Origin of the sequence: Bacillus sp. FSL W8-0770, assembly GCF_038008705.1 — a bacterium.
Taxonomy (GTDB): Bacteria; Bacillota; Bacilli; order Bacillales; family Bacillaceae_G; genus Bacillus_A; species Bacillus_A cereus.
The window spans coordinates 4,432,218-4,454,555 of record NZ_JBBOZR010000001.1; the positions used below are offsets into that span (position 1 = coordinate 4,432,218).

Below are 22,338 nucleotides of genomic sequence, written 5' to 3' on the forward strand. Positions count from 1 at the left end.
TCACACTCATATGAGTTGTGGCTTTTATAATGTTGCTTTTCCAAGAGACTTTCAATCACAGGTAGCTTCTACAGATGTTATCGAACAGGAGATATTAGAACAAATTCAAGAAATTAATCAAACCATTGCAAGTATAGAAGCAATAGAGACACTTACACCACTGCCTGGAGTAGACTCAATTGTGGCTGTTTTAATTGCGATGAGAAAAAAGCTTAATGAAAAACTAGAGCGTTTACATATATTCGATTATACATCCAGTAACAACTACAGCACGGCCCTTCAACTAGCAGCTAGTATCACGACAGGTTTAGCTGAAGTACAAAGCGGAAAAGGTTTTAGTCCCGTCAGTGGTACATTTAGTACACAAGGGTTGAATATGGAATGGATAACCTCTATTCAAAAAATTGCAGAGGAAAGAGTCCAAGAAGCCGAAATAAAAAAAGAAATTGAAGAAAAAATGGCTTTGCAGGAACAAGAAGCTAATAGACCGTGGTACCAAAAAACAGCTATTGGCGCTTGGGAACTCTTCCAAGGAATTTGTAATTCAGCTGCTGAAAACTTTACAGGTGTGGAATTACCAATGGGCAATGAATTAGAAACCAAAACAACCTTTCAAGCCGGAAATCTTGTGGGTAATTTTGTATCAGGGGTAGGATCTATTTTTGAAATTTTGGGCGGTATAGCTATTGTAACAGGATCAAATGTTGGCACCGTATTGTTAGAAGGAGTAACTTTCGGGGCAGCATCACCAATTGTTATCCCAGCTGATTTAGCTCTTACAACCGCTGGAGCAGGTGTTGCTACACATGGTACATTTGTATGGTATAATACCGTTCAAAATAGTATCGATACTTTGCAAAGGTTTCAGTCTTCTTTTGGTAAGTCTGGCGAAAGAGTTACGCAGACAGTAAAACCTAACTACAAAGACTATATAAAAGCAGAAAAAGGACAAAGACCGCCAAATTTTACTCCTAAAGGAGCTAAGATAGGTGGAGCTTTCAACGAAGCTAAGAGAGCAAGCGGTATTCCTGTTAATGAACAGCCAACTAAGGTTACACCAGCTGTAGATAAAAGAGGGAATCCTATCCCCGGAAGAGACTATCATTTCAAAGATGGTAAGATTATAAGAGAGCATTCAGGCGGTCATACTTATCCAGATGATCCATCTCAAAATTGAGGATCACATTTCAATGATGTACATGGGAATCATTATGACTATTAAAATTGAGGTGGTAAAATGAAGTGTTGGAATGAAGTAGAAGAAGATGCATTCTCCTACTACAAATGGTTTAGTAAGGATGAAGCAATCAAAAGAGTCGGTAATTTACCAAATTTAAGTTTATTCAGTGTTAATGGCTCCATGTTATTTAGCTCAGATGAAAAAAATCAATTCAAAGAAGTATGCGGCACTGAAATCAAGCAAGTATTTATGAAACATGATTTGACTAATGTCTACAAATTCTACTTGCTTGCAGCTATTGAAATCAAAGACAAAAACTCTAAAATTGAAAAATACCGAAAGGTATGGAAAGCTCTTCAAACCAAATGGAAACTTGAGGGATTTAATAAGGGTCCAGAAGTTGAAATGGAAGTTGGGGGAACAACTTTCTACTCAAGTATTGCAGAGTTTTGTCTCGAGAAACTTACAGATGCCATTGAAATAGTTTCTAGTAATCCTAAAAGATTTACAATCATTGCAAGTAAAAATAATGATATAATTGCGGAAGAAAATGTTAGAAAAATCTTCAAAAAAGCATTTAATGAATATAACAAATGGAAAGATGAAATAGATTATTTTAACCTTTCCATTCATCTCTGCCCAAAAGATGATATAGTTTTTAGATGGGGAGATTCATTAGAGGAAGCGGAAATAGCTGCTATATTTAAAGGAGATATACTTACACTTTTAAATAGCTAACTGCAAAATCTTGCTAAAAATAACTACATTTCAATTAACAATTATAATATTTGAATAGAATTAAACTAAGAAAAATCCGACTCACAAAAGACGGATTTCTTCATGTATCTAAAATGTATACTGCTTTATTTGATCTAATACTAAAAATTAGGGAGGAGTAATTTTTGGCGTATTCATTAAAACCTGAAATACAAGCCAGTCTTACAAAAATTGATTTTATTAAGAGATATAAAGCCTTATCAGAAAAATTTTCTGATAGAGAAAATACATTTGAAAACTATGAAAACGAAAAAGTAATTGCAGTATTTGAGTCTCTTGGCTATAAAGCTCGTTTTATGAAAAAAGAAAACTTTTTATTGTTGGTGAAGTAAAGAACAAGGATTTCTATACTTTCAGATTCAATATCAGCTTAAAATATGGGCTTGTTGAGTTCATTTGGTCTGCAAGGTATAATGGTGAAGTTAGAGTTAGGAATTCATGGGATATGTTTGTAAAAGCATTATCCAATGGTTCTGAAAGATTGCCGGCAGTATGCTTCCACAGTTACGATGAACTCAAAGAAATCATGAAAATCGCCTTTGAAATGTACGAAGATTTCAAGCGAGAATTAATTCCTATTTATTCATAATTCAAAAAGCTACCGAAGACACCAAAACAGTTACTTCGAGTAGCTTTTATTTATATATATTAAAGTTATTTATTTTCCTCTTTTTGAACATATACATAAGCATCTTTCTGCTCTTTATGTATATCAACCTTCGAATTCTCTGCAAGTTGACCCGCGTTTAGCAAAGAAAAAATAATCAACGCTTCTAGTGACATTTCGTTTTACCACTCCTTTCTAATTGTTATACGTTTATCATACCGCTTACATGTGATTTCCGTATGAACTCGAAAAGGAGATTAAAACAAAAAAGCTTTGAGGAAATTCCTCAAAGCTTTTTATTTATTAGTAACGAATTAAGAAATATTTCTTTTTACCGCGGCGAATGATTGTGAATTTACCTTCGATGCGGTCGTTTTCTGTTACAACGTAGTCTAATGCTTGTGTACGCTCACCATTTACGTAGATTGCGCCGTTCGTTACATCTTCACGTGCTTGACGTTTTGATGGAGAGATTTTGCTTTCTACAAGTAAGTCAATTAATACTGTATCTTCTGCAGTACGTTCTACAGATGGTACGTCTTTGAATCCTTGCTCGATTTCGCTTGCAGTCAGTTCTGCTACAGAACCGCTGAATAATGCAGCTGAAATTTTAATCGCTTGCTCTAATGCTTCTTCACCATGAACAAGTTTTGTCATTTCAGAACCTAATGCTTTTTGTGCTGCACGTTTTTCTGGCGCTTCAGCTACTTGCTTTTCAAGCTCAAGAATTTCTTCGTGAGATAAGAATGTGAAGTATTTTAAGTATTTAACAACGTCGCGGTCATCTGTGTTGATCCAGAATTGGTAGAACTCGTAAGGAGTTGTTTTCTCTGGGTCTAACCAAATTGCGCCGCCTTCTGTTTTACCAAACTTCGTACCGTCAGATTTTGTAACAAGTGGAATTGTTAAACCGAATGCTTTCGCATCTTCTTCTGATTTACGGATTAATTCAAGACCAGCTGTAATGTTACCCCATTGGTCACTACCACCGATTTGCAGACGGCAATTATGTTGTTGGTATAAGTTTAAGAAGTCGTATGATTGTAAAATCATGTAACTGAACTCAGTGAATGAAATACCAGTTTCTAAACGAGATGCTACTGTATCTTTTGCTAACATATAGTTTAAACCGAAGTTTTTACCGATATCGCGTAAGAATGAAATGACATCTAAGCTACCAAGCCAGTCGTAGTTGTTAGCCATCGTTGCTGGGTTGTCCACGTTTTCAAACTCTAAGAAGTTTGAAAGTTGGTTTTTAATGCTTTCTGTGTAGTAAGCAACTGTATCTTTCGTATTTAATGTACGTTCTGCTTTTTTACCACTCGGGTCACCGATCATACCAGTACCACCGCCAACAAGTGCGATTGGTTGGTGACCAGCTAATTGGAAACGACGTAACATTAATACTGGTAACATATGACCAATGTGTAAGCTATCCGCTGTCGGGTCGAAACCACAGTATAATTTAACGCTTTCTTTTTCTAATAATTGCTCAAGGCCCTCAGCATCTGTTTGCTGATTAATTAGACCGCGAAATTCAAGATCTTGTAAAATACCCATATCCTACATACTCTCCTTTAAGTTCATTACTGGCGTGAAGGTTAAAAACATAAAAAAATCGCCCCTTCAAATAAGGGACGATTTTGATTATCGCGTTACCACCCTAGTTGCAGGCAAAAAAAGCCTACCACCTTATTTACATAACGGCTTAGCACCGTCTTTTCCCTTTTGAATATAATTCAATCGAAAAAAGATGCTCTAGGGGCGTAATTCGCGATCATCTATGTGCTGATTTTCACCGGCCATCAGCTCTCTAAAACAGGGAAATGATCACTACTTCTCCCTTTCCACGCTCAATTATTCATATACTTTTCTTTATACCATCATTTATATAGGCATGTCAAATAGAGGTCAGGTTTCCCTTCTTGTCAATCCTTTACAACACCATAAAGAGTATTGTAATAAGAGAAAGAATTGGAGCCCCAACTAATAACGATACATGAAACACAATCGATAAATCATTCCCAATGGTCGCCTCCACAGGATCTTTCGCCGGGGAACCAAGAAACCCGATTAATCGATCGAATCGACTTACCGTTTTTGGAAAGTCTGGTATTTCTACATGATCACTATCTAAATGTTGCTTTAACTTATATTCACTCTTAAAGGGATTTTCGCTCAATTTCGTCCACCTCCAGCAATTGTTTCAATTTCTTTATCCCGTTATGAAGTCTCGATTTCACCGTTCCAATCGGAATGTTTAATATCTCTGCAATTTCTTTTTGCTGCATGTCATGATAATAAGAAAGGATTAGGACCGCTCTTTGCTCTTCTGGAACTTTCAAAATTGCTTCTCTTACTGTGAGCCGATCTTCGTGAGAAAATTCTTTTTCCGGAATCGGCACTAAAAATGGCAAAAGCGTACGCCACTTTTTTCTCCTATTTAATTTATTAATCATAAGACGATAACCAATTTGAAATAAATACGTTTTTATTTTACCTTTTTCAAGTTCATACATATGTTTCTTACGCTCTAGCGTCAAAAACGTATCTTGCACAAGATCGATACTTAATTGTTCATCTCGGTTAAATCGATATAAAAATGTGTATAGCGCTGGTTTGATTAAAACATATAGTCTTTCTCCCGCTTGTTTATCTCCACTTTGATACGCAAGCATGAGCTCCTCCTCAATCCCAATCTGCGCCATGATTTTTGATCTCCTTTATTCCTTTTAACGTTAATGAAATACGGGAAATTAAATATGCAATCGCAATAAAAATCCACAATTGTGATTGATTTGTAAAAAATTGCACATATGGGTTTTGAATCGTAAATCCCATTGTAACTAAAGTATTTAACGCTTGCACACATATGCATGCATACAACGCAAGGCAGACAGAAATAGTGTCAAATACATTCCAGCGAAAATACACTTTTGTTTTTGTAAAATCAATTTTATATCCATTTTTCCGTACTATATGTTTTCTATCAAATGGAATAATGATTGAAAACATAACACCCATTATAACTCCAGCTGTAAGCATTGATACTCTATATCCAATTGGTATCGGTAAGAAAAGACCACAAGAAAATACAACTATAATTCCAATTACAGCAAAAGTAAGAAGTAATTTATTAGACATATAAAAACCTCCCTCATCTATTCTTTCATAAATGTATACAGACGAGGAAGGCACTTCGTTCAAATATTATTTTAGTTTTTTTATAATCTTCGCAGGATTCCCGCCAACTACTACATTATTAGGCACATCTTTCGTTACGACAGCACCAGATGCGATCACCGCATTGTCTCCAATTGTTACACCTGGATTAATAATTGCTCTTCCGCCAATCCATACGTTATCGCCAATTGTAACTGATTTTCCGTATTCTGATCCGCTTATACGCTCAATTGGATCAAGTGGGTGCGTTGCTGTATAAATGTGAACACCTGGAGCTAACATACAGTTCACTCCGATTGTTACCGGGCATACGTCTAAAATCGTACAGTCAAAGTTCGCGTAAAAATTTTCACCGACATGAATGTTATAGCCGTAATCACATCTAAAAGAAGATTCAAGATGAATATTATCTCCTGTCGTTCCGAATAATTCTTTTACGATTTCGCTACGCTCTTTCAATTGCTCTTCTGGCGTATCATTTAATTTTCTCGTTAATATACGTGCTTGCTCTCTTTCTTGTACTAAAACTGGATCAGCCGGTATGTACATTTCTCCTAGTATCATCTTTTCCTTTTCTGTTTTCATCATACTACCCCCTTTAACTTATATATATAAGTTCATGATATCATAAAAAAGAAAGGCCTGAACATTTTTCGTTCAGACCTTTCTCTCTTAATCTTCCATCGTTGATAAGTCACCTGTTGGTAAGTTTAACTCCCACGCTTTTAATACGCGTCGCATAATTTTACCACTTCTCGTTTTCGGTAATTTATCTCTAAATTCAATTTGTCGTGGCGCTGCATGAGCTGCTAGGCCTTTCTTTACAAATTGACGAATTTCTTCTTTTAATTCATCAGATGGTTCGTATCCTGCTCGAAGTGCGATAAATGCTTTAATAATTTCGCCGCGCACCGGATCAGGAATACCAATTACACCAGCTTCTGCAACAGCAGCATGCTCGATTAATTTACTTTCTACTTCAAACGGACCAACGCGCTCACCTGACGTCATAATTACATCGTCAATACGTCCTTGGAACCAGAAGTATCCATCTTCATCCATATAGGCAGAGTCGCCTGATACGTACCAATCTCCCGGCATGAAATAAGATTCATATTTTTGCTGGTTATTCCAGATCCCGCGCATCATAGATGGCCAACCTTTCGCAATTGCTAAGTTACCCATTGTGTAAGGAGGCACTTCATTTCCTTCATTATCAACAATCGCTGCTTTCACACCTGGAATTGGTTTACCCATTGAACCTGGACGGATTTCCATACAAGGGTAGTTACAAATAACTTGTCCACCTGTTTCTGTCATCCACCACGTATCATGAATACGAAGTCCAAATGCGTTCATACCCCAGCGAATTACTTCTGGATTTAACGGCTCACCAACGCTTAATACGTGACGAACTTGTGATAAGTCATATTTTTTAATTGCGTCTTGTCCAGCTCCCATTAACATACGGAATGCTGTTGGTGCGCTGTACCAAACCGTCACACCGTAATCTTGCAGTGCTTCATACCAAGCTTCTGGACTAAAGCGTCCACCTAAAATAACGTTTGACGCTCCAACTAACCACGGTGCGAAAATACCGTAAGCTGTTCCAGTTACCCAGCCCGGGTCAGCAGTACACCAATATACATCGTCTTCTTTTAAATCTAATACCCACTTCGCCGTTTGATAGTGCTGAACCATTGCGTTTTGCGCATGAAGCACACCTTTTGGCTTACCAGTAGAACCAGACGTGTAATGTAGAATCAAGCCGTCTTCACGGCCTAACCATTCAATATGTAATTCTTTTGAAGCTTGTTCAAATAAAGGATTGAACGCTACCGTTTTACCGCCTTCTTCTACATTATCTCCAACAAGGAAAACTGTTTTTAAAGCCGGTAAATCATTTAATGGTACGCGCTCTAACAATTCAGGCGTTGTAATTAACACCTTTGCTTCGCTATCTTCTAAGCGATCGCGAACTGCGCCTTCCATAAATGCTTCAAATAGCGGTCCAACAATTGCTCCTAATTTCACTGCACCTAAAAGTGCGAAATATAACTCTGGAGAACGTGGCATAAAAATAAAAACGCGATCGCCTTTTTCTACATCGCCATAATTCTTAAGGACGTTTCCTGCTTTATTAGAAAAATCCTTCATTTCCTTAAATGTATATTTCTCTTTTCGCGATCCATCTTGATAATAAAGAGCTACTTTATTCTTTCGATCGGATTTCGCATGCTTATCAATTGCCTCATACGCCATATTTACTCGGCCTGTTTCATTCCAAGTAAAGTTTTTATTAACCTCTTCCCAGTTAAAATTCGCGTATGCCTCATCATAATTCGGCAAATTATTTTCTCCTTTAATGACAGGAAGCGTTTCTACTTTCATACTTTACATCCCCCTCCTATGTATTCTATTATCTATTATAATGACATTATTTAAAATTTTCAGTATATTTGTTGATTTTTAGACAAATTTTTAATGACAAATTTCGATTCACATCGCATATATTATAAAGTACGATATTAATAGATTCACAAACCCTCAAGGTGGTGAGCAATACATTGATTCATAAAAAAATATATAATGCTAGAAACTTAAAAACAGCGAAAGGCACTTTAATTATTGAAGGTCCTGTCTCTACACATAACTTAGAAATGTATGAGTTTCATCCAGACTTAATTGCGTTTCGTCCTGCCGAACAACAATATAAAGCAATTGTCGAAATTTCTAAATTACCAGAAGCTCGTCTCATTATTGCTAGACATGACCAAACAATTGTTGGATATGTTACATACTTGTATCCTGATCCACTTGAACGATGGTCAGAAGGAAAAATGGAAAACTTAATTGAGCTTGGGGCAATTGAAGTAGTCCCAGCCTTCCGCGGGAGTTCTGTCGGAAAGAACTTACTAGAGGTTTCTATGATGGACGATTATATGGAAGATTACATTATATTGACGACTGAATATTATTGGCACTGGGATTTGAAACAAACAGGATTGAATGTGTGGGAATACCGAAAAGTAATGGAGAAGATGATGAATGCTGGCGGGTTACAATGGATGGCTACAGACGATCCTGAAATTTGTTCACATCCTGCCAACTGTTTAATGGTCCGCATCGGTAAACGCGTTGATACGGATTCTATTCAAGCTTTTGATCGTCTACGTTTTCACAATCGTTTTATGTATTAATAAAGGGGGCAACTGGAATGATTGTAGAAGAAATTATGAATCAAAATGTAGTTACATTACATCCAAACGATACAATCGAAACAGCAATCCGAACGATACGCACGAAAGGCATTCGGCACATTCCAATTGTCGATCAAAATAATCACGTCGTAGGCATTATTTCTGATCGGGATGTAAGAGATGCAAGTCCGTCTATTCTAGATGAACAAGTTTCACTCGATATGCTACAGCAACCGCTCGAACTTATTATGAAACATCCTGTTATGACTTGTCATCCTCTCGATTTTGTTGAGGAAATTGCTACTTTATTTTTTGAAAATAAAATTGGCTGTCTTCCTGTTACAAAGGCTGGGAAGTTAGTTGGAATCATTTCTGAATCTACAGTACTGCACACATTAGTAAAATTAACAGGAGCACATCAACCAAGTTCGCAAATTGAAATTCAAGTAAAAAACGAACCTGGTATTCTTGGAAAAGTCGTTGCTATTTTTAGTGATTTACAAATAAATATCGTGAGCGTTCTCGTCTACCCAGCAAAAGACGAGAATGATAAAGTACTCGTTTTCCGCATTCAAACGATGAATCCTCTAAAAGTGATTGATGCACTTGAAGCAGAAGGTTACCGCGTATTATGGCCAAACATCATGGGGATGCAGGCATGAGTAGCGCGTTTATTTATTCGGATGACTTTCGGGGCTATTCATTTAGCCCTGATCATCCTTTTAACCAACTGCGCGTCACACTTACGTATGATTTATTACAAAAGGGCGGTTTCATCTCTCCCTCTCAAATCATCTCACCACGGATGGCTACAGATGAAGAGATTGCCTACATTCATACAGAGGAGTACATAAATGCGGTAAAACGTGCTGGAGAAGGAAAGTTAGAAAAATCAATTGCGATGACATATGGACTCGGAACAGAAGATACACCAATGTTCCCAAATATGCACGAAGCAAGTGCATTGCTCGTTGGTGGTACGTTAACAGCTGTCGATGCTGTTCTTTCCGGAAAAGTAAAACACGCACTTAATTTGGGCGGCGGCTTACATCACGGCTTTCGCGGCAAAGCATCTGGCTTTTGTATTTATAACGACAGTTCTATCGCAATGAAATATATTCAAAAGAAATACGGTTTACGCGTCTTATATATTGATACAGATGCTCATCACGGTGATGGCGTACAGTGGTCGTTTTATGATGCCCCTAACGTATGCACCATTTCACTGCATGAAACTGGTCGCTATTTATTCCCTGGAACTGGCGCTGTAAACGAACGTGGACAAGGTAATGGTTATAGTTATTCTTTTAACGTTCCACTCGATGCTTTTACAGAAGATGAATCATTCTTAGAATCATATCGAACTGTTGTAAAAGAAGTTGCAGCGTACTTTAAACCGGATATTATTTTAACGCAAAATGGTGCTGACGCACATTATTATGACCCACTTACACATCTTTGTGCGACGATGAATATTTACCGCGAAATACCGAAGCTCGCTCGCGAAATCGCTAACGAATATTGCGACGGTCGCTGGATTGCTGTCGGCGGCGGTGGCTACGATCACTGGCGCGTCGTTCCAAGAGCTTGGGCACTCATTTGGCTCGAAATGAACAACATCCAAAACATCTCAGGTTATCTCCCTCCAGAATGGATTGAAGCTTGGAAAGGACAAGCAGAAACAGAACTTCCCCTCACATGGGAAGATCCAGACAACATGTATAAACCTATCCCCCGTAAACCAGAAATTGAAGAAAAAAACGCATTAACTGTAGCGAAATCCCTTGAAATTATTCGGAATAATATGACAAAATCTTTATACTAAACGAAAAGGAGGCTCGTTTTTGAATAGCCTCCTTTTATTTAAAGCTTGCTATTATTGTCGTTTTCTGTCGGTAAGTCGATATATTTTAATAATCGCTGATATATTCCGAGTTACGCCGATATATTTTGATAATCGCTGATATATTCCGAGTTGCGCCGATATATTCTAATAATCGCTGATATATTTTCATTTTATAACAGTCTGGCCCAACTTTTATGAGAAAAGGTCGTGATATTATGTGGACACAACAAATAATCAACACGAAACGCGGTACATTTGAACTCTTTACAAAAGGAAATGGCGAATCGCTTTGTATTACACATCACTATTCACAATTTAATGAAACTGGGGATTACTTTGCGGATGTTTTTACTGCTACGCATCGTGTATTTCTCATTAATTTACGAGATACTGGTCGCTCTGTAACCGCCCAGTTAGAAAACGAATTAAGCATGATTGAAACAATCCACGACTTAGAAGCCATACGAGAAGCATTACAACTTCCAACATGGCATTTCGCCGGTCATTCAACAGGTGGTATGCTTGGACTTTTATATGCGATTACATATCCAAATTCCTTACAATCATTAGTCGTAGCAGGCGCTGCAGCAAGTAACTATACCGAAACACCATTTTGCATTTATCACCCAGCACATCCACAGTTTCATTATATGCAAAAACTCATCGAAAACTTAAAAAGCCCTCACCTTACAAGTGAAGAACGAAAAGAACTATCTACTGAGAGAACAAAATTATCATTGTTTAAACCAGAAAACTACAACTCTTATTTTTGTAAACCAATCAACAAAACAATGTCCATTAGCCGGATGAATGCTTTCGCCAATGAATATCCTTCATTTGATTTAAGAGAGTATTTACCTTTCATCCAAACAAAGACACTTATTATATGCGGAAGATATGATGTGCAGTGTCCTATTCAATATTCCATCGAGATACATGAGGGTATATGCGATTCTACTTTTGTGACATTTGAGGAGAGCAACCATTATCCTTTTTTAGAAGAAGCTGATCAGTTTACTTCTACTACTCAAACATTTTATAAATCGTTAGTACTATTATTATTAAGAAAACCTAAACACTGACAAAAAGCTCATAGCCTCTATACGACTATGAGCTTTTTTCAAACGAAATATTTCACACTAAAAACAACTAAAAAAATAAAAGAAATAACAACTAAACCCACATCAAGTAATACCGACTTTTTATCTCTATCTTTTAAACTTACCTTAGAGCTAGAAATGCTTTTAATTACCCAAAAGATTGCAAAAAAGACCCAACCGAAATAATCATTCATAGAATCTTCATCATAAAACATTTGTATTGCACCAATAATCAATAAGATAAGTACGATATTAGTTCCAATCTTTAAAGCCTTGTTTGATTTATTATCTTTTAATATATCTCCCAAAATATAGCACGCCCCTCATGCTCTCCTCTGTTTTGTTTCTCTTTACATTTTAACATAAATTACCTATTCCTTCCTTTCCATTTGAATAACATACAAAAAAACCTGCCAATTACTCGGCAGGTATATTACACATTAAAACGATAACCAGCTCCCCATACCGTTTCAATATATTGCGGGTGAGCAGGATCTCTTTCAATTTTTTCACGTAGCTTTCTAATGTGGACGACAACAGTGGCTAAATCCCCAGCGGAATCTAATCCCCAAATGCGTTCAAATAACTGTTCTTTATTTAATACTTGGTTTGGATGTGTGACAAAGAATGTTAATAAATCAAATTCCTTCGTTGTAAACGCCACTTCTTCATTGTTTATAAAAACTTTTCTCGCTCGTTGATCGATAGAAATTCCGTGAATATATAACGTATCACGTTGCTTACTTACATTTCCTAATAATCTTTCATAACGGGCAATATGTGCTTTTACTCTTGCGACTAATTCACTCGGGCTAAACGGTTTCGTTATATAATCATCCGCTCCTAATCCGAGTCCACGAATTTTATCTATATCTTCTTTTTTTGCTGAAACAAGTAGAATCGGAATATCTTTTACAGCACGTATTTGTTTACAAATTTCGAATCCGTTCATTTTCGGAAGCATAATATCTAAAATAATTAAATCATAGTCTTCTTGCAAGGCTGTTTGTAAACCTATTTCTCCTGAATGCTCTACATCAACTTGGAAATCATTAATTTCTAAATAATCTCGCTGTAATTCTGCAATACTTACTTCATCTTCTATTAATAAAATTCTTTTCAATTTACTCACCACATTCCTCTACTTTTTCCAATGAGAAGAAAATGCTTGTGCCTTTACCAAGCTCGCTTTCCGCCCAAATTTCCCCGCCATGTTCTTCAACAATTTGCTTCGCTATTGCTAAACCAAGTCCACTTCCACCTGTGCTAGAATTCCGCGATTGTTCTGCACGATAAAAACGTTCAAAGATATACGGCAATGTATCAGATTCTATACCTGATCCATTGTCCATCACTTTCACAATAACTTTATTATTATCACTCGATACTGTTACAGTAATTTTCTTCTCTTCTTTATCCATGTATTTCACACTATTATGAATTAAATTTGATATAACTCTATTGATCTTTTCGCAATCAGCCGTTACATATAGTGGTGATGCATGTAACTGTAGGCGCACTTCTATACCTTCTTCACTTAAATCCATCTGCATCTCTTCTATTAATTCTTGCATAAACGTATTCAATTCAACTGTTTCAAACTGGAATGGAACTCGATTCAAATCGAGCTTCGAAAATAAAAATAGTTCATCAATGAGTGTGTCCATATGTTTTGCCTTCGTATGGATAGTTGTTAAATACTTATCCATTTTTTCTGGCGTATTTGCTACTCCGTCCTTTATTCCTTCTACATATCCGATAATTGATGTAATCGGTGTTTTTAAATCATGAGAGATGTTTGAAATAAGCTCTTTTCGATTTTCTTCATACTGCGTTTGCATCTCTATCGATTCTTTTAATCTCTTCCTCATTTCCTCAAATCCTTGATTTAATTGCCCTATTTCATCGTGTGATGTAACTGGTATTTGAAAATCTAAATTTCCTTCTTTAATTTTCTCCGTTGCGCCTTTCAATACAAAAATTGGTTTTATTACACTTCTTGAAACGAGGTAACTTAATAATCCAATGAGTAAAATGGCTAGTAGTAAAAGCGATACGAATAAGATTGGAAATAATTTTTGTGTAAGATCTACAAATGAACTTTGCTTTTTTAATACAAATATACTTCCCTCTTCTTCCTGAGGAAAATAAAAATCAAACTTTACATATCGATAAAATGTATCGCCTAGTTCCGTTGTACCACGACTATTAATATTTGCTGATTCAAATTTCGGAAGGGCTTCTTTTAAAGATACACTTTCAAATACGTTTGAAGCATATGAAAGTGTTTCTCCTTTTCTTACTACTATTTTCACACCCTCTTTTTCTATTGCTGAGACAAACGACTCATCTAACAATTGAGATTGATGCTGTTTGGCTGCTGACTTCAACTCAAGATAGGCATTCTCTTCTTCTGGTGTAAGCGGCTTTTGAATGTAAGAACTTTTATAGAAATTTTTCACTGCTTCCAAGTCACCTGTTATCGAAAAAACGATTAAAAATCCCGTGACTAATATAAGCGTAATGGAAACGAGGATAACAGCAATATAAGAAAATAAAAACCTTGTTTTAATAGACATATCTTAAATCCTCACTTTATCAAACCTTATTATTTATAAGCATAAAAATATATGTTCAATTACTCAAGCGATTTTATAGTAATTTTAGCGTCAGTTTATAAAAATTTAATGTTCCTATTTTACAGTTGAAATTAGGAGGTTGAAATTCCATGTTCAAAAAAACATTCAGTATGATATGTTGCGTAATTTTTTTACAAGGATGCTCGCAAGAACAAGAAGTAAAAAAGGAGATGATAAACATGGAGACTGCACTACTAGCAGCTACTGAAAAAAATGAAACGAATACTGTTATATCTTTACTAAAACAAGGCGCAAATATAAATGCGACGGATAGTCAAGGACGTACTCCGCTTATGATTGCTACATACAAAAATGATGTAAAAACCGCAAAGGCACTTATCAAAGCTGGTGCTGACGTAAATATCCAAGATGACATGAAAAATAATCCCTTTCTATACGCCGGTGCGGAAGGTTACTTAGACATTTTAAAACTAACAATTGATGCTGGTGCAGATCCTACGATTACAAATCGTTACGGCGGAACAGCTCTTATCCCAGCCTCAGAACATGGCTATATTGACGTTATAAAAGAACTACTCACTCAAACAAATATTGATGTAAATCATGTAAATAACTTGGGATGGACAGCTTTAATGGAAGCCATCGTACTAAGTAACGGAAACGAAACACAGCAACAAGTCATTCGCCTTCTTATTGAGCACGGTGCAGATGTAAATATTCCAGACAATGATGGTGTTACTCCGCTAGAGCATGCTCGCGCTCATCACTTTGAGGAGATAGAGAAGATTTTGTTAGAAGGCCGTAAGTAAAAAGCTAATTTTTGCCTTCCTCCCCCACCCTATGCTACATTTAAGCCGTTACATTACTATTAATAGGGTGGGAATAAAAATGAACAAACCTAAAATTGGGATGATTGGACTTGGAAGTATTGCGCAAAAGGCCTATCTTCCAACACTTACAAAAGAAACTGATTGGAATTTTGTAGGGGCGTTTACACCTAACGCAGAGAAAAGAAAACAAGTTTGCCAGCAATACCGAATTCAAGACTTTCATTCTATTGAAATGTTAGCTTCGGAATGCGATGCAATCTTCGTTCATAGTTCAACTGCATCGCATTATGAAATCGTTTCTGAACTTCTAAAAAAAGGGATCGACGTTTATGTTGATAAACCGCTAGCAGCTACAGTGGAACAAGCTGAGCAACTAGTCGAGTTGAGCGAGAAGTATAACCGAAAATTAATGGTCGGATTTAATCGCAGATTCGTTCCTATGTATGTCGCTGCCAAAGAACAGGCTCATGATATTTCATGGATTCGAATTGAAAAGCATCGTACAAATAAAGTCGGGCCATATACGTACGACTTCACTATGTTAGATGATTATTTACACATTGTAGATACCGCTCGCTGGTTAGCTAATGATGACCTTAACGCCGTTCACAATATGATGCAAATCAATGAAAAGAATGAACTTCTTTACGGACATCATACATATACAACTCCAAGTGGACTGTTACTTTCTACTGCAATGCATCGCCATGCCGGTACAAATTTAGAACAAATTGAACTTGTAACGCCAGGGAAAATCATTCGCGTAAAAAATATGAATACATTTGAAATTGAACAGGAAAACTCAGTTTCACAAAGTGGTTCCCCATCATGGGATACGACGTTAAAACAACGTGGTTTTGAAGATGCTGTTCATCATTTTATTGAGTGTGTACAAGGCGATACAAAGCCCGTTGTAGATGGATTAGAAGGATTAAAAACACAGCAAATGCTACAATCTTTACTAGATGATGTAAACAAAAATTAAAACGGATACATTTTTCAGAATTTACTTTCATTCCCATTCCCTCTTTATTTCTCTCATAAATTTCTATAGAATATGTTGATAGGAATTATAAATTTCATAATGAATCGTGGAAAGGATGGGATTAACACATGTGGAACGAGTTTAAAAAATTCGCTTTCAAAGGGAATGTCGTTGATTTAGCTGTCGGGGTTGTAATCGGTGCTGCATTCGGTAAAATCGTTAGTTCTTTAGTAAAAGATATCATCACACCATTACTTGGTATGGTATTAGGTGGCGTTGACTTTACAGATTTACACTTTGGATACGGTAAATCTGCTGTTATGTATGGTAACTTCATCCAAACAATTTTTGACTTCTTAATTATCGCAGCTTCTATCTTTATGTTTGTTAAAGTTTTCAACAAACTAACATCTAAAAAAGAAGAAGAAGAAAAAGAGGAAGAAATTCCAGAACCAACAAAAGAAGAAGTTCTTCTTGGCCAAATTCGCGACTTACTAAAACAGCAAAACTCTTCTAAAGATAGAGCATAATTGAACGGATAAAAAGGCATGTCCCTCTGGACATGCCTTTTCTATATGCTATAACGTTTCCGAATTCATATGAATAAATAAAATAATACCAGCAACCATAAGTACCATAATGCTACCTGCAAATAGTGTAATACCAATAAACATTAAACTTGTGCTCATATCTACTGATACACTTTCAATAAAAATAGAAATTACATACGTGATAAGGGCAATTCCTGCAAGAATACTTCCTGGAACAAATCGCTTTAAACCATTTTGTTTTAACGTCATATATGCAAAAATAGCAGTCATACAAAGCGTAATTATCCAAAGAACGATCATCTCTTTTCCCCCCTCACAAGCCTTTTCTTTCTATTATACATGACATTGCCCTATAATAGTTAAATTTGCACTTATGTGACATATAACAAGGAATAGCCCCATCTATAGCGAAGGCATTATGAAGAGAATCACAATACACTTTTTGAAGAAAGCATTATTCTTGTTAAAGCAAACAGTTTAGAGGATGCTCACGAACTTGGTAAAAAAATTGCTATGCAATCTGAAGATACGTACGATAATATGTACGGTGAGCAAATAACGTGGAAGTTCCGAAAAGTGTTGCATGTGTTTGAATTAGACGATACACCATTTGAAACCGGAAAAGAATTGTACGCAAGATTTTTACACGTTAAGAAAAATAACACGGCAGATACAGTAGTACAAAAATACTATCCTGAATACAAATAAAAGCTCACAGCAAATGCTGTGAGCTTTTTTATACTTACTTCGTTGAATCTCTAAATTGGATACGGTGAGGTAATATAACAGTGTGATCTTCCACTTTTTCTTTGTTCATATACTTTGTTAATAAACGCATTGCTACTGCACCGATATCATACATCGGTTGAACAACTGTTGAAAGCTGCGGACGAACCATTAATGCAAGACGTGTATTATCGAAACCAAGTACTTCTACGTCAGTTGGTACGTTTAATCCAGCGTCTTGTGCTGCATGGATTACACCTAGTGCCATTTCATCAGAAGACACGAAGATTGCTGTTGGCTTTTCATCATTGCTCCAAAGCTTTTCGAATGCTTCAATACCTGAGTCATATGTGTAATCTCCATCGATTACAAGATTTTCATCATATGAAATACCTGCTTCTTCTAAAGCTTTTTTATAACCTTGTAACTTCTTCGCGCTTCCCGCTTTATCAATGAAAGGACCAGAGACGAAACCGATACGTTTATGTCCTTGCTCGATAAAGTGCTTCATTGCATCATAAGCTGCTTGTGTATAATCAATATTTACTGATGGCGTTTCATTTTGCTCATCAAATGACGCTGCTAATACAATTGGTACTGGAGATTTTTTAAATTCTTCAATGTGAATGTCTGTAATATCTTCACCCATGAAAACAATTCCGTCCACTTGTTTTCCAAGCATCGTATTTAATAAATGGAACTCTTTCTCTTTGTTTTGATCAGAGTTACTTAAAATGATGTTATATTTGTACATTGTTGCGATATCTTCAATTCCACGTGCAAGTTCTGCATAAAACGTATTTGAGATATCAGGAATAATAACACCTACTGTAGTTGTCTTCTTACTTGCTAGTCCACGTGCTACCGCATTCGGGCGGTATCCTAAACGATCAATTGCTTCTAATACTTTCTTTCTTGTTGTAGGCTTTACATTTGGGTTACCGTTCACAACACGAGATACGGTAGCCATTGAAACGTTTGCTTCGCGCGCTACATCATAGATTGTTACGTTCATCTCATCGCACACTCCTTCTATTTTTGTTATCTATTTTTATGTATCGGTTACTTGAATGAAAAAAAGACATCAACTCTATTTGCAGATGCCACCAATCGTCCCGAGTTCTTCCTTTTACTAATGATACGATAAAAACGCAGGCTCATACAATATTTTCCCGCAAAAGTTTCGAAAAAATTCGCTTCTTTTCTCGTATTTTCGTATTTTTTATGAAAAAAGGGCATTTTTTGTAAAAAAATAGATGTTTCCTAAGTAGAAATCTTATTTTAAGCAGTACGATAGTAAATGAAATTTATATCGGCGATTTTTCGAATACATCGACTATAACTCGAAATATATCAGCGATTTTCCAAATATATCGACCGCAACTCTAATTATATCAGCGATTTTTTAAATATATCAACTTACCAACAAAAATCGACAATGACAGTCGCTATACAATAAGAGAAAGCTGTTCCAAAATCCCTTTTTGGAACAGCTCATTAAAAGTTTTTATAATTTACTTCCAAATGATTTTAATTCATTCATAAAATCATTGAACTGCGGTATATTCATTTGCTGCGCCGCATCTGATAAAGCTACAGCTGGATCTGGATGTACTTCAGCCATAATTGCATCTGCACCAATTGCCATCGCTGCTTTTGCAGTTGGTAAGAGAAGGTCACGTCGCCCTGTAGAATGCGTTACATCGACAACGACAGGTAAATGTGTTTCTTTCTTTAAAATCGGCACAGCGGAAATATCAAGCGTATTACGCGTCGCTCTTTCATACGTGCGAATACCTCGTTCACATAAAATAATGTTCCCATTTCCCTTTGCCATAATATATTCTGCCGCATTAATGAATTCTTCAATCGTTGCTGATAGACCACGTTTTAATAATACTGGTTTATTTACAGCACCAGCTGCCCTTAGCAAATCAAAGTTTTGCATATTGCGAGCACCAATTTGAATAACATCAACGTAATCTAATGACATCTCAATATCATTCGGATTTAAAATTTCACTAATAACAGCCAAATCATATTCATCTGCTACCTGGCGCAAAATTTGTAATCCCTCTAATCCAAGACCTTGAAAATCATACGGTGAAGTACGTGGTTTGAACGCACCACCACGCATTAATTTCAGACCTTGCTCTTTCATTGCTTCAGCAACTTGACGTACTTGTTCATAACTTTCCACTGCACACGGTCCCATAATAAAATGCTGATTTCCGTCACCAATTTTTTCACCATTAATTTCAACAATCGTATCTTCTGTTTTTTTCTTACGAGAAACAAGTAATGCTTTACGATGATCATCTTCTTGTAATTCTAAACCAGCTTGAAAAATTTGTTTGAAAATATGTTGTAAAGTCGAAGTTTCAAATGGACCATTATTATTCTCTGCAATTAAATCCAGCATATTTCTTTCACGTACAGGATCAAAACGTTTCACACCTTGTACTTCTTTTAAATTACCAACTTCTTGTACGAGACGACCTCTTTCGTTTAGTAACTCTAATATTTGTAAATTAAGTTGATCAATTTCAGAACGTAAACGACCTAATTGTTGTGATGCCATAAGAAAGCCACCTCTTTCAAATTCCTATATGTTACTTTTTTAAGATAACTTATTATAGCTGATACATATACGATTGTCACACGATATACAGCAATGAATTACTATCAAAAAACATTGTATATTTTCATTTAAAATAAAAAAAAGACAGTTTACATACTGTCTTTTTTTACAAGAAGGAAACAAACGGTTTATCACTGTTTTTCTCTTTTATAATAACGGCCTCAATTTTACTTTCGGACTTGATCTGTAATTGTACTTTCGCATCTTTAGGCAATTTGTCTAACATACCTTGCGCAGCCAATTGGGTAAGAGCCATTAATTCTGTTTTACCGTTATATTTAATAACAATATTCATATTTAATGTATCCATTTGATCTTTCTTATAAGAAACTTTAGCGTTGACTGGAATAAAATCTCCATTAGAAAAACCTTTTATTTCCTTAGCAAAGTTATTTATTTTTGTATTATCTTCTCCATGTGCTTGTATAAATTCATCAGAAGGATATGAATACGACTTTTCATCAATTGTACTCCAATTTCCAAGGTTCATATCATTCTTTTGAACAGTAGCACTAGCAATATACGTACCATTTTTTAAAGAACTAGTACTTTCTTGCTTAAAGATAGCAAACGTAATTGGAGATTTGTTATACTTATCATTTTTGTTAATAGCTTCAATAAGTTGTTTAGCAACTTCAGTCCCTTTAGACATAGCCTCTTCATTCGATACACTTGAAGACATAGCTAAGCCAATCATAACACCAGATAAACTTAATTCATTTGAATTCTGTTTTCCGAAATAGTCTTGTTCTATAATATTCGTCAAAACTGGCGCTTCTACTTTCGCAACTAGTTCATCAATTAGTTTCTCTGGAATATACTGGTTTAATTGCAGTACGTGACTCTCTGTATCAAATTGCTGCGTTGCAATATTTATTAAACCATTTTCATACTCTGCTAAATCTAATTTAGAATTTGTTTTTATATTAGCTGTATTAATAACCTTTTGTTCTTTTAAAGGAATAACAGTTCTATAATAATCTTTAGAAACAGCAGTTCTCGGAATCATACTTTTTTCTTTTGTATCTTTTTGTATAACTTCATCCTTCTTACTAATCGTATTACTATTGTTACTACAAGCTCCCAGTAATAAACTTACGACTGCGAAGGATAATGCCATTTTCTTCATTACTTAAAACCTACTTTCAAAAATCTAGTTATTTAGTTTGAACTATTAATAGTGTACCACTAAATATATTTCAACAAAAACAAAAAAAAGAAGCAAGCACCTTTAGCTTGCTTCTTTTTACTTTATATTCTCTTCTAAAGCATCTTTTTTAATATTCCAATGAGATGTATTCCATACTACCATCCCATCTTTTATGTATAACACTTGCGGTGATTCATGTCTAATACTGTATTGTTCTGCAACACGATTTGACACATCTCTCGCATCTTGTACGTATAAGTAATACGCTGGCACTTCTCTTTCTTCGCTGCAATACGCTTGAAATTCTGTGTATGCACCATGACTAATTGGGCATGTCGTACTATGTTTAAAAAGAACATACGGCTCGTTCTTTTCTACTAAGACTTCAAGCTCTTCAATTGTTTCAAGTTTTGTCATATTCATCACGATTCACCTCTCATACGAAATCTAGAGCGTTTCTCTTTCTTTTCAGCTTTTTTCTCAATTCTTTCTAATTTACGCTCTTCTTTTTCAACCTTCTTCTCTTGTCTCGACGCACGGTAATGATTGTATACTTCAATCGCCGCACTGCTCCACTGTACAACTTGCGCTACTTTATCAGCGTTATTTTCAATTTCGTCCGTTACAGAGTCCGATACATTACGAAGCTTCGTATTTAAAGATTGGATTGTCGTTCCAATCCCATCTACACCCGCTACCACTTTATTTAATGACTGTGACTTCTGTTGAATATCATCAGCTAACGCATTCGTTTTATGTAATAATTGCTCTGTCTCTACGCTAATTCCTTGCATTTGCTTTTCTAAACCTTCTAACGTGCTTGCAACGTTTTCCAACGTCTTCTGAACCGATAACAACGTTCTGCATACATACACTACTAATACTGCGAAAGCAACCGCGATAATAGCCGCACTTACATATAAAAGAACTTGCATTTCATCACTTCCTTTATCTTTTTCATA

At 35.9% G+C, this 22,338-nt stretch carries 24 protein-coding genes, 3 pseudogenes and 1 other annotated feature; of the genes and pseudogenes, 11 read left to right on the forward strand and 16 right to left on the reverse strand.

The annotated features are described in order from the left end of the window. Positions 1-28 precede the first annotated feature (28 nt). From NST27_RS22815 to NST27_RS22825, 3 genes and pseudogenes are all read left to right on the forward strand, one after another. A pseudogene (locus NST27_RS22815) lies at positions 29-1,177 on the forward strand (HNH/endonuclease VII fold putative polymorphic toxin); the annotation flags it as partial. Between the two features lie 60 nt (positions 1,178-1,237). Then, complete coding sequence (locus NST27_RS22820; protein ID WP_047386973.1) at positions 1,238-1,918, forward strand: hypothetical protein; 681 nt, start codon at positions 1,238-1,240, stop codon at positions 1,916-1,918. Positions 1,919-2,082: 164 nt separating this feature from the next. After that, positions 2,083-2,546, forward strand: a pseudogene (locus tag NST27_RS22825) (hypothetical protein). Positions 2,547-2,611: 65 nt separating this feature from the next. Here NST27_RS22825 and NST27_RS22830 read toward each other — a convergent pair. From NST27_RS22830 to acsA, 7 genes are all read right to left on the reverse strand, one after another. Continuing rightward, positions 2,612-2,740, reverse strand: coding sequence for a hypothetical protein (locus NST27_RS22830; protein WP_000050940.1), 129 nt, complete (start codon positions 2,738-2,740; stop codon positions 2,612-2,614). Positions 2,741-2,867: 127 nt separating this feature from the next. Beyond that, positions 2,868-4,124 carry a tyrosine--tRNA ligase gene (gene tyrS / locus NST27_RS22835; protein WP_000512092.1) on the reverse strand — a complete coding sequence of 419 codons (1,257 nt, stop codon included), beginning with the start codon at positions 4,122-4,124 and terminating at the stop codon, positions 2,868-2,870. 70 nt (positions 4,125-4,194) lie between these two features. Further along, positions 4,195-4,423 (reverse strand) — a binding site (T-box leader). Positions 4,424-4,500: 77 nt separating this feature from the next. Next, the gene (locus tag NST27_RS22840; RefSeq protein ID WP_047386978.1) at positions 4,501-4,746 is read right to left on the reverse strand and encodes a hypothetical protein; all 246 of its coding nucleotides are present in this window, start codon (positions 4,744-4,746) and stop codon (positions 4,501-4,503) included. Continuing rightward, the gene (locus NST27_RS22845) at positions 4,727-5,272 is read right to left on the reverse strand and encodes an RNA polymerase sigma factor (RefSeq protein WP_000057201.1); all 546 of its coding nucleotides are present in this window, start codon (positions 5,270-5,272) and stop codon (positions 4,727-4,729) included. Before NST27_RS22845 ends, NST27_RS22840 begins: the two co-directional genes overlap by 20 nt. Then, the gene (locus NST27_RS22850) at positions 5,253-5,708 is read right to left on the reverse strand and encodes a hypothetical protein (RefSeq protein WP_000066458.1); all 456 of its coding nucleotides are present in this window, start codon (positions 5,706-5,708) and stop codon (positions 5,253-5,255) included. The genes NST27_RS22845 and NST27_RS22850 overlap by 20 nt, the downstream gene beginning before the upstream one ends. Positions 5,709-5,774: 66 nt before the next feature. Beyond that, complete coding sequence (locus tag NST27_RS22855) at positions 5,775-6,335, reverse strand: maltose acetyltransferase domain-containing protein (RefSeq protein ID WP_002005819.1); 561 nt, start codon at positions 6,333-6,335, stop codon at positions 5,775-5,777. An 84-nt stretch (positions 6,336-6,419) separates the two neighbouring features. Continuing rightward, positions 6,420-8,138: an acetate--CoA ligase gene (gene acsA / locus NST27_RS22860; RefSeq protein ID WP_000862049.1), complete on the reverse strand. Its 1,719-nt coding sequence runs from the start codon at positions 8,136-8,138 to the stop codon at positions 6,420-6,422. A 176-nt stretch (positions 8,139-8,314) separates the two neighbouring features. Between acsA and acuA the strand changes: the two genes are divergently transcribed. The 4 genes from acuA (at position 8,315) to NST27_RS22880 (ending at position 11,875) form a co-directional block, all read left to right on the forward strand. Further along, positions 8,315-8,947 carry an acetoin utilization protein acetyltransferase AcuA gene (acuA, locus tag NST27_RS22865; protein WP_000581388.1) on the forward strand — a complete coding sequence of 211 codons (633 nt, stop codon included), beginning with the start codon at positions 8,315-8,317 and terminating at the stop codon, positions 8,945-8,947. Between the two features lie 17 nt (positions 8,948-8,964). Beyond that, positions 8,965-9,609, forward strand: a complete 645-nt coding sequence (locus NST27_RS22870; RefSeq protein ID WP_000634583.1) for an acetoin utilization AcuB family protein — start codon at positions 8,965-8,967, stop codon at positions 9,607-9,609. Further along, positions 9,606-10,772: an acetoin utilization protein AcuC gene (gene acuC, locus NST27_RS22875; protein WP_080296769.1), complete on the forward strand. Its 1,167-nt coding sequence runs from the start codon at positions 9,606-9,608 to the stop codon at positions 10,770-10,772. Before NST27_RS22870 ends, acuC begins: the two co-directional genes overlap by 4 nt. Positions 10,773-10,987: 215 nt before the next feature. Next, complete coding sequence (locus NST27_RS22880) at positions 10,988-11,875, forward strand: alpha/beta fold hydrolase (protein ID WP_141526341.1); 888 nt, start codon at positions 10,988-10,990, stop codon at positions 11,873-11,875. Positions 11,876-11,913: 38 nt separating this feature from the next. Here NST27_RS22880 and NST27_RS22885 read toward each other — a convergent pair whose 3' ends face one another. From NST27_RS22885 to NST27_RS22895, 3 genes are all read right to left on the reverse strand, one after another. Further along, positions 11,914-12,204, reverse strand: coding sequence for a hypothetical protein (locus NST27_RS22885; protein ID WP_076774657.1), 291 nt, complete (start codon positions 12,202-12,204; stop codon positions 11,914-11,916). Positions 12,205-12,326: 122 nt separating this feature from the next. Next, positions 12,327-13,016, reverse strand: a complete 690-nt coding sequence (locus tag NST27_RS22890; RefSeq protein WP_001986686.1) for a response regulator transcription factor — start codon at positions 13,014-13,016, stop codon at positions 12,327-12,329. 1 nt (position 13,017) lies between these two features. After that, positions 13,018-14,472 (reverse strand): sensor histidine kinase, encoded by a 1,455-nt coding sequence (locus NST27_RS22895; protein WP_000023892.1) that lies wholly within the window; start codon positions 14,470-14,472, stop codon positions 13,018-13,020. Between the two features lie 149 nt (positions 14,473-14,621). Between NST27_RS22895 and NST27_RS22900 the strand changes: the two genes are divergently transcribed. The 3 genes from NST27_RS22900 (at position 14,622) to mscL (ending at position 16,838) form a co-directional block, all read left to right on the forward strand. Continuing rightward, on the forward strand, positions 14,622-15,302 hold the full coding sequence (locus NST27_RS22900) for an ankyrin repeat domain-containing protein (protein WP_000475112.1): 681 nt from the start codon (positions 14,622-14,624) through the stop codon (positions 15,300-15,302). Between the two features lie 79 nt (positions 15,303-15,381). After that, complete coding sequence (locus tag NST27_RS22905) at positions 15,382-16,308, forward strand: Gfo/Idh/MocA family protein (RefSeq protein WP_001039691.1); 927 nt, start codon at positions 15,382-15,384, stop codon at positions 16,306-16,308. Positions 16,309-16,436: 128 nt separating this feature from the next. After that, positions 16,437-16,838, forward strand: coding sequence for a large conductance mechanosensitive channel protein MscL (mscL, locus tag NST27_RS22910; protein WP_061661741.1), 402 nt, complete (start codon positions 16,437-16,439; stop codon positions 16,836-16,838). A 48-nt stretch (positions 16,839-16,886) separates the two neighbouring features. Here the strand turns inward: mscL and NST27_RS22915 are convergent, their stop codons facing one another. Beyond that, positions 16,887-17,159: a DUF3917 domain-containing protein gene (locus NST27_RS22915; protein WP_000636589.1), complete on the reverse strand. Its 273-nt coding sequence runs from the start codon at positions 17,157-17,159 to the stop codon at positions 16,887-16,889. A 114-nt stretch (positions 17,160-17,273) separates the two neighbouring features. On the opposite strand from NST27_RS22915, the pseudogene NST27_RS22920 reads away from it, so the two are divergent. After that, a pseudogene (locus NST27_RS22920) lies at positions 17,274-17,567 on the forward strand (DUF4288 domain-containing protein); the annotation flags it as partial. A 34-nt stretch (positions 17,568-17,601) separates the two neighbouring features. On the opposite strand, the gene ccpA reads toward NST27_RS22920, so the two are convergent. The 5 genes from ccpA to NST27_RS22945 form a co-directional block, all read right to left on the reverse strand. Continuing rightward, positions 17,602-18,600 (reverse strand): catabolite control protein A, encoded by a 999-nt coding sequence (gene ccpA, locus NST27_RS22925; protein WP_001103297.1) that lies wholly within the window; start codon positions 18,598-18,600, stop codon positions 17,602-17,604. A gap of 492 nt (positions 18,601-19,092) precedes the next feature. Beyond that, positions 19,093-20,166 (reverse strand): bifunctional 3-deoxy-7-phosphoheptulonate synthase/chorismate mutase, encoded by a 1,074-nt coding sequence (locus NST27_RS22930; protein WP_000168204.1) that lies wholly within the window; start codon positions 20,164-20,166, stop codon positions 19,093-19,095. A gap of 166 nt (positions 20,167-20,332) precedes the next feature. Next, positions 20,333-21,355, reverse strand: a complete 1,023-nt coding sequence (locus NST27_RS22935) for a CamS family sex pheromone protein (RefSeq protein WP_047386986.1) — start codon at positions 21,353-21,355, stop codon at positions 20,333-20,335. 117 nt (positions 21,356-21,472) lie between these two features. Then, positions 21,473-21,799 carry a bacillithiol system redox-active protein YtxJ gene (gene ytxJ, locus NST27_RS22940; protein WP_001057469.1) on the reverse strand — a complete coding sequence of 109 codons (327 nt, stop codon included), beginning with the start codon at positions 21,797-21,799 and terminating at the stop codon, positions 21,473-21,475. Continuing rightward, a complete protein-coding gene (locus tag NST27_RS22945; RefSeq protein WP_001197720.1) occupies positions 21,799-22,311 on the reverse strand; it encodes a DUF948 domain-containing protein in 513 nt (170 codons plus the stop codon). The genes ytxJ and NST27_RS22945 overlap by 1 nt, the downstream gene beginning before the upstream one ends. Between the last annotated feature and the right edge of the window lie 27 nt (positions 22,312-22,338).